This is a genomic window from Streptomyces sp. NPDC036984 (assembly GCF_055607665.1).
On record NZ_JBVJRL010000030.1, the window covers coordinates 85,944 to 93,456 of the forward strand.

Here is a 7,513-nt window from a genome sequence, read left to right on the forward strand (position 1 = left end):
CCCGTGCCCGCATCCAAAGCCCAAAGCGCCGCAGCAGCCGACAAGCGTAAAAAGGCCGTCGCCCTGCGCCTGGCCGGCATGGACTGGCAGTCGGTCGCCGACCAAGCCGGCTACGCCTCCCCAGGCGCCGCATGCACCGCCGTCACGGAAGCCCTCAAGGTCAACCTTCGCGAGCAGAACGAAGCCGTCGAAGAACTCCGCGCCGTAGAGATCGCCCGCTACGACCGCCTCCAGGCAGCGTTCTGGCCCAAGGCCATCGGCGAGAAAGACCCCAAGGCCGCCGAAGTCGTCCTCAAATGCATCGCAGGCCGGAACAAACTCACCGGCACCGAGATGCCGATCCGCGCCGAACACACCGGCCCAGGCGGCGGCCCGATCGCGTTCACCACTGTGCAGCTGGACGAATTCGAGGCACTCCTCACCGCTGGCGACGTCCCCACCGATACCCGGGACACGGAGGACGCTGGTGACGACGGCGACTGAACCCCGCCAGGCCGCTCTCCTGGCCCGCTACCGGACCCTCGGCCGGGAGCAGCGCCGTACCCTCGCCCGGCAGGCGTCCCCCGAGCTACGCACCGCCTTGGCTGCGGTGGAGCAGCAGATAGCCCTGGACCGGTCCCCGGGCGCCATGGCAGCCGTCCTCACCGACGGCCGGGAGAAGCAGGCTCCACACCTCGCCCTGATCGACCAGGCATTCGCGCGGATCGCTGCGGGGGAGCGCCTCCAGGTCATGCTGACGATGCCCCCACGGCACGGAAAATCGCAGCGTGCCTCTCGGTGGGGGCCCCTCTGGTACCTGCGTCGACATCCCGAGCACCGCGTCATGCTCGCCTCCTACGGCGCCGACCTCGCCGACGACCACGGACGGTGGGTGCGAGACCAGCTCAGCGAATACGCACCCATCCTCGGAGTGAGGCTGCACCCTGCCTCCCACGCAGCAAACCGCTTCGACCTCGAACAAAAACGCGGATCCAGTGTCCGCGGCGGCATGGTCACAGCCGGCGTCGGAGGCGGACTCACCGGCAAAGGCTTCAACCTCGGCATCATCGACGACCCCTTCAAAGGCCACGACGACGCCTCCAGCCCCGCCCAACGCGACCGCGTCTGGGAGTGGTACCGGTCGGTGTTCTTCACCCGCCGTGCCCCCGGCGCCAGCATCATCCTCATCAACACCCGCTGGCACGAAGACGACCTCTCCGGCCGGCTCCTCGCCCACGAACCCCACCGCTGGCTCCAGATCGACCTGCCCGCCCTCGCCGACAGCCCCGACGACGCCCTCGGCCGCGCTATCGGCGAACCCCTCTGGCCCGCCCAATACGACGCAGCCGAACTCGCCGACACCCGCGAATCCGTCGGCGAACGCGTCTGGTACGCCCTCTACCAGCAAAAACCCCGCCCCCTCGAGGGCGGCGTATGGAAGTGGGCATGGATCACCGGCAACCGCACCCCCCTTGCGGCCTGGCCCGGCATTACCCCCACCCGTGTCGTTGTCGCCGTCGACCACGCCGGCGGCGACTCCCTCCGCAACGACGAAGTCGGCCTCGTCTGCGCAGCCCGCGACGCGGACGGCGACATGTACGTCCTGGACGACCGATCGCGCACCATGGGCGCCGACACCTGGGGCACCGAGGTCTGCAAACTCGCCATCGAACGGCAAGCCGACGCGATCCTGGTCGAAAACAACTTCGGCGGCGACATGGCCCGCCAGATCGTCGCCCAGGCCTGGTCCGAACTGTCCCGAGAGGGCGGCACCAAAGGCCTGCTCATGCCATCGATCATCGAAGTCCACGCCAAGCAAGGCAAACGCCTCCGCGCCGAACCCATCGCCCAGCTGTACAAGCAGGGCAAGGTCCACCACGTCGGCGAGTTCACCGAACTCGAAGGCCAGATGGTCACCTGGATCCCCGGCATGGACTCCCCAGACCGCATGGACGCCGCCGTCCACGCGTTGACCGAACTCGCCGACCCCTCACAGCAGGGCCTCGGCACCACCAACTACAGCGACCAGCGGCTCCGCGGCCGCCGATAGGAGACCACTCGTGTATGTATACGGCGCCCGCGTCGACCGCGTAGTCGACGGCGACACCCTAGACACGACCGTCGACCTCGGCTTTGGGATCCACCTGTTCCAGCGGATCCGGCTCCTCGGTGTCAACTGCCCGGAGCACGGCACTCCCGAAGGCGACGCCGCCACCGCCTACACCCGTGCCTGGATCGCCGAACACGGTCCCACGTTCATCCTGCGCACCGAGACGGACCGCCACGAGAAGTTCGGCCGGACACTCGGCACGCTGATCGCCGGTGCTCACACCCTCAACGACGACCTAGTGGCAGCCGGCCACGCTGTGCGGTACGACGGCGGCCACCGAACCCTGCCCGGCCAGCAAGGGGAACCCGTCGACGTGGAGACCGTACGCTGATCACTAGGCGCGGGGCCTGCGAGCAGAGGGAGTAGCGGTGGGCCTACGCGAGGTCGTCATACACGCCTGGTCGTGGCTGAACTACAAGCCCGTCTACTCCGGCACCCACCACGCCGACGGGCCAGGCATGCCCAACCGCAGGGCGTTCCCCGAGGCCAACGCGATGTGGGTTCCCGAAGAGGACCAGAAGCGCCTGGCCGCGTACAAGCTGCTCGCCGCCTACGACCAGAACCAGGCCTTCGAACTCGCCGAGGCCGCCGGCGACCTCCACGCCCGCGAGAAGCGCGAGTTCGGTGACCCGTCGATGTTCATCGACACCGTGATGTCCCACGTCCTCGGACGTGAGCAGACCATCACCGTCCAGGGCGCCGAGACAGACGCCGAGCAGCCCACCGCCGAAGAACAGATGGCCGCCCGGATCCAGGAACAGCTGCGGGACTGGGCTGAGGACGAGCAGCTGCCCATGCGGATCCAGCAGTGCGAACGCAAGTCCGTGTCGTTGGGGGACGGCGTGTACAGGCTCGCTTGGGACCCCGGCCGCATGCGGCCCACCATCCGCGTCCACGACCCCGGTTTCTACTTCCCATGCTTGCCCGAAGACGGCGACGCCGGCGACTACCCCACCCGCGTCCACTTCGCGTGGGAGCTACCCGCCGACCCCCGCCGCGGCACCAAGGCCCGCATCCGCCGCATCACCTACGAATTGGACTGGATCCGCCCCGCCACAGCATCCGGTGTCGACTCCAAGGGCCGCGCTGTCCGCGCGCCGCTCCCTGCCAGCGAGCCGGACCCGGAGCAGCCCGACGCAGAGATCCCGCCTCCGCTGACCCCAGGGGACGTGTACTACCCGACCACCGGTGCGATAGCCCGCCAGTACCCATGGAACGACGGCCCGTCCTACGTCACCTGCTACCTCACCGACGCCACCTGGGTCCTCGAGGACATCAAGGGCACCCCCGACGTCGACTCCCTCCCGCTCGAGACGGCGACGTTCGCGACCCGCGGCGACGGAGAGGTCCTCGACAACCTCGACCTCCTCATCGACTTCGTGCCAGTCGTCCACGTCCCCAACACCGTCCCCCCGGCCGAGGAGCACTGGGGACAGAGCAGCCTGGCGAAGGTACTGCAGGTCTTCGACGAACTCGCCTCCAGCGACACCGACAGCGCGAAAGCCTCCGCCACCACCGGCTCCCCGCTCATCGCCCTGTGGGGGAAGGCCGCCGGCTCCAGCATGGACGTCCACGAAGTCACCCCTGGCCTCATGGTCAAGCTCGGTGAGGGCGGAGGCATGACCGCCCTGGACACCAGCAGGAACCTCGCCGAACTCCGTTCCCACATCCACGACCTCGAGGACCGCGCCGCGAAGATTGCACGCCTGCCCGCGGTCGCCCTCGGTACCCTCGACCCGTCCAAGGCACCCTCCGGGTACGCCATGGACGTCTCCCTCGGCCCGCTGGACGCCCTCATCGCATCCATGCGTCTGGCCCGCGACCACAAGTACGCGCTGCTGCTGAAGTTCGTACAGAGATTGTTCATCGCGGGTCAGCACCCGGACTGGGTAGGGATCACGCCGATGCCAGCGAAGCTGGCGTTCGGCTCCTACAAGCCCACCGACAAGCAAGGCCAGCTCACCCTCGTCGCCCAGGGCGTGGAGAAGGGTGTCCTGTCGCTGGAGACGGGGCTGAAGATGCTCATCGAGGCGGGCTTCCCCATTGATGACGCCGCCGACGAAATCGAACGGATCCAGTCCCGTCAGTTCGACAAGGCCCGCCTCCTCGCGGACGCCACCGGCGACACTCAGCTAGTCGGCGACTTCCTCGGCGTGAACGTCACCGAACCCGACCCGGCCCCCACCCCCCAGCTCCCGCCCACAGTCGGCGATCAGACCCCCACCGGCGAGGACCCGGCAGCCGCCGCAAAGGGAAGCGGGGGGAACACCTCTTGACTTCTGTGCTCAACTTGGATCTAGGCGCGGGGCCTGAACTGTCCTTGGGAGGACTGTCGCTCATGCGTCGCCCCACGCAGAAGCATCGACTCGGACCCCTGCCTGCCCCCGGCTGGGCCCACCCCTACACCGGCATAGACGCGCTCGGCGTGTTCTACAACGACGGCAGCGGCACCCCGCCCGCCCCGGCGCCGACCCCTGCGGACATCAAGCCCCCCACCGTCCCATCCGCGGACCCGGTGAAGCAGTTCACCCAGGAAGAACTCGAACGGATCGCCGCCCGCGAGAAGGCCCAAGGACAGCGGGCCGGCGCCCGCCAAGCCCTCGAGGACCTCGCCAAGGAACTCGGCTTCACCGACCCCGACGACGTCAAAACGTTCGTGGCCACCGCCCGCAAGGCGCAGCAGGACGCCCTGTCCGAGGAAGAGAAGCGCCGGCAGGAACTCGACCGTCTCGAGAAGGAAGCGACCGCCAAGCTCGAGGCAGCCGTGACCCGTGAGCGGGCAGCAATCCGTAAGGCCGCTCTCGTACAGCTCGGGGCCACCGGCACCGACCTCGAAGACGCCCTCGCCCTGCTGGAGCGGGATCTTCGCGACACCCCGGACGCCGACGAGCAGACCGTCCAGGCCGCCGCCGAAGCCCTGAAGGAACGCCGCGCCGCCCTGTTCGGCATCGTGGCGCCGCAGCAGACCTCCCAGATGCCGCCCGCCCCCGGCGGAGCCCCCGCCGGAGGACCCCCGCCCCGCCAGACTCCCACCGGCAAGCCCGGCGACCGCGGCCGCGAAATGGCCCGCCTACGCGGCCACATCCGCGACAACGCCGCCTAAGACCACCCCAGCCCACCCGGGCCGGGGACAACGGGACCACGCCCTCTCCACGTGGACGCGCGCCATGCGGCGCAGCTGTCACCGCACGCCGTACATGAGGAGAGGCAGTCGTGAACGACTTCCAGCCCTACTCCTACACGGACAGCGTCACGGCCGACCGGCCCTGGCTCGCGTCCCTGGTAGGAGTCCAGGACACCAACACCATCACCCTCGACCTGACCAAGTTCACCGAGGGCACCCACTACGTGAAGTCCGCGAACCCCGCGCTGCAGGGCCGCAACGTCATGAAGTCCGGCATCCCGCTGGGCAAGGTGACCGCCTCCGGCCTGTACGCCCCGTACTCGGGCCCCCGCTCCGAGGTGCAGACCATCACCATCACCGGTGGACCGACCGGCGGCACCTACACGCTCACGTTCTCCGGGCAGACCACCGCGGCCATCCCCTACAACGCGACCGCCGCGCAGGTGAAGTCCGCGCTGGAGGCCCTGTCCAACGTCAACGTTGGTGACGTCGCCGTCTCCGGCGGCCCCCACCCGGCCACCGCAGTCGTCGTCACCTTCGGCGGACAGTACCTGTCCGACGACGTCGCCCAGATGACCGCGTCCGGCTCCTTCACCGGCGGCACCAGCCCCGCCATCGCTGTGGCCACCACCACCGCAGGCGGCGGCGCCTCCGCCAGCGACGGCACCGAGGTCCTCGCCGGCTTCCTCGTGGACAGCTTCAGCTTCAACCCGACCAGCACCAAGGCCGCCGGTGCCCTGCTCTGGCACGGCGAGGTCTTCGCCGATCAGTGCCCCGTCCCGTTCGACCCGACCGACGTCGCCAGCACAGCGCCCGGCGTCAACATCCACTACCGGTAGAAGGAGGAGATCACCATGGAGGCTCTCGAACTCCTCCTGCGGGACACAAACGACACCGACCTGACGGTGTTCGCCCGCCAGATGGACACCCCCGCGAACTACCGCCTGACCCGGGAGATCCTGCCCGAGCGGCAGATCCAGGGTGTCCGCTTCCGCACCACGTCCGCGAAGCGCCGGGTGAACGCGGCGAAGTTCCGCGCCTACGACGCGCCGACCGCGCTCGCCAAGCGGCAGGCCGAGCGAGTCGTCAACGAGGGCATGCTCCCCGCTCTCGGCCAGACCCTCCCCATCAGCGAGATGGACCAGATCCTCCTGGACGTCGGCCACGGCTCCGACACCCAGCGCTACCTCGACCTGCTCTACAGCGATGTCGAGCGGCACGTGGAGTCCATCAAGACGGCGCAGGAACTCGCCGCGGGCCAGCTCCTGGCCACCGGATCGGTCACCCTGCCCGGCCTCGGCCTCGACGTCAACTGGAACGTTCCCGCCGAGAACATGCCGACCGCCGGCACCCTGTGGGACCAGCCCAGCGCCACCCCGCTGTCCGACGAGCGGGCCTGGATCGACTACCTCATCGACTCCGGCGCCCCCGCCCCGAAGATGGTCCTCACCTCCCGCCGGGCCCGCGCCCTGCTCGCCTCCAACGCCGAGTACCAGATGGCGTACTACGGGCAGAACGCGGCGAACAACCCGGGCACCACCCTGTCGCCGGTCGAGGTCGACGCCGTCCGCGCCCGCTTCGGCCTCCCGCCGATCGTCATCTACGACGTCCAGGTCTGGAACGACGACTCCTACCAGCGGGTCATCCCGGACAACAAGTGGATCCTCATCCCCGACGTTCCGGCCTCCGAGTGGGCGGAGACCCAGTACGGCGTCACCCGTGAGGCCGCCAAGTTCACCTCCGGCACCAACCCGGCCCTCACCCGCGAAGAGGCCCCCGGCATCGTCGTCGTCACCAAGGTCGAGGACGACCCGGTCCAGATCTACACCCGCGGCGCCGCGATCGGCATGCCGGTGCTGTACGTGCCGGACATCCACATCTCCGCCACCGTCCTCGGGAGCTGATCGCCGTGGCCGTACTGCGTAGGGCCGTGTTCGTGCAAGACCCCGACCGCCACCGCACCGTCCTGCTGCGCCCCGGTGAGGAGCCCGAGCCGCGCCTGGCAGCCCTGGTCACCAACCCGGACGCCTGGGAGGACGGCAAGCTGCCCGACTCCGCTTCGGACGTCTCCACCAAGGATGCCGACGAGGCGGGCCAGGACAGCAGCAGCGACGGCAACGAGGAGAAGGCCGCGCCTGCGGCCAAGAAGACGGCCGCCAAGAAGGCGACCACCAGCCGGTCTCGGGGCCGGGACGCCGCTGACGAGGGCACCAGCGGCGACTAGCGGCGTGCGGGCCCGCCCCTCTGGTGGGGGCGCCAACCGGCGGGCCCGCACCCGCGACCCCCTTCCCGCCCACCCC

The 7,513-nt window shown here is 69.4% G+C and carries 8 protein-coding genes; all 8 read left to right on the forward strand.

From position 1 onward, the window contains the following. Positions 1-3: 3 nt before the first annotated feature. The 8 genes from ACZ7DL_RS35365 (at position 4) to ACZ7DL_RS35400 (ending at position 7,437) form a co-directional block, all read left to right on the forward strand. Positions 4-483: a hypothetical protein gene (locus tag ACZ7DL_RS35365; protein WP_470780639.1), complete on the forward strand. Its 480-nt coding sequence runs from the start codon at positions 4-6 to the stop codon at positions 481-483. Then, on the forward strand, positions 467-2,029 hold the full coding sequence (locus tag ACZ7DL_RS35370; protein ID WP_470780641.1) for a terminase large subunit domain-containing protein: 1,563 nt from the start codon (positions 467-469) through the stop codon (positions 2,027-2,029). The genes ACZ7DL_RS35365 and ACZ7DL_RS35370 overlap by 17 nt, the downstream gene beginning before the upstream one ends. A 10-nt stretch (positions 2,030-2,039) precedes the next feature. Beyond that, a complete protein-coding gene (locus ACZ7DL_RS35375) occupies positions 2,040-2,420 on the forward strand; it encodes a thermonuclease family protein (protein WP_470780642.1) in 381 nt (126 codons plus the stop codon). A gap of 37 nt (positions 2,421-2,457) precedes the next feature. Then, on the forward strand, positions 2,458-4,365 hold the full coding sequence (locus ACZ7DL_RS35380) for a hypothetical protein (RefSeq protein ID WP_470780643.1): 1,908 nt from the start codon (positions 2,458-2,460) through the stop codon (positions 4,363-4,365). Between the two features lie 62 nt (positions 4,366-4,427). Continuing rightward, positions 4,428-5,192 (forward strand): hypothetical protein, encoded by a 765-nt coding sequence (locus ACZ7DL_RS35385; RefSeq protein WP_470780645.1) that lies wholly within the window; start codon positions 4,428-4,430, stop codon positions 5,190-5,192. Positions 5,193-5,302: 110 nt separating this feature from the next. Continuing rightward, the gene (locus ACZ7DL_RS35390; RefSeq protein ID WP_470780647.1) at positions 5,303-6,052 is read left to right on the forward strand and encodes a hypothetical protein; all 750 of its coding nucleotides are present in this window, start codon (positions 5,303-5,305) and stop codon (positions 6,050-6,052) included. 15 nt (positions 6,053-6,067) lie between these two features. Beyond that, a complete protein-coding gene (locus tag ACZ7DL_RS35395) occupies positions 6,068-7,117 on the forward strand; it encodes a major capsid protein (RefSeq protein ID WP_470780649.1) in 1,050 nt (349 codons plus the stop codon). 5 nt (positions 7,118-7,122) lie between these two features. Continuing rightward, complete coding sequence (locus ACZ7DL_RS35400) at positions 7,123-7,437, forward strand: hypothetical protein (protein WP_470780651.1); 315 nt, start codon at positions 7,123-7,125, stop codon at positions 7,435-7,437. Positions 7,438-7,513: the final 76 nt, after the last annotated feature.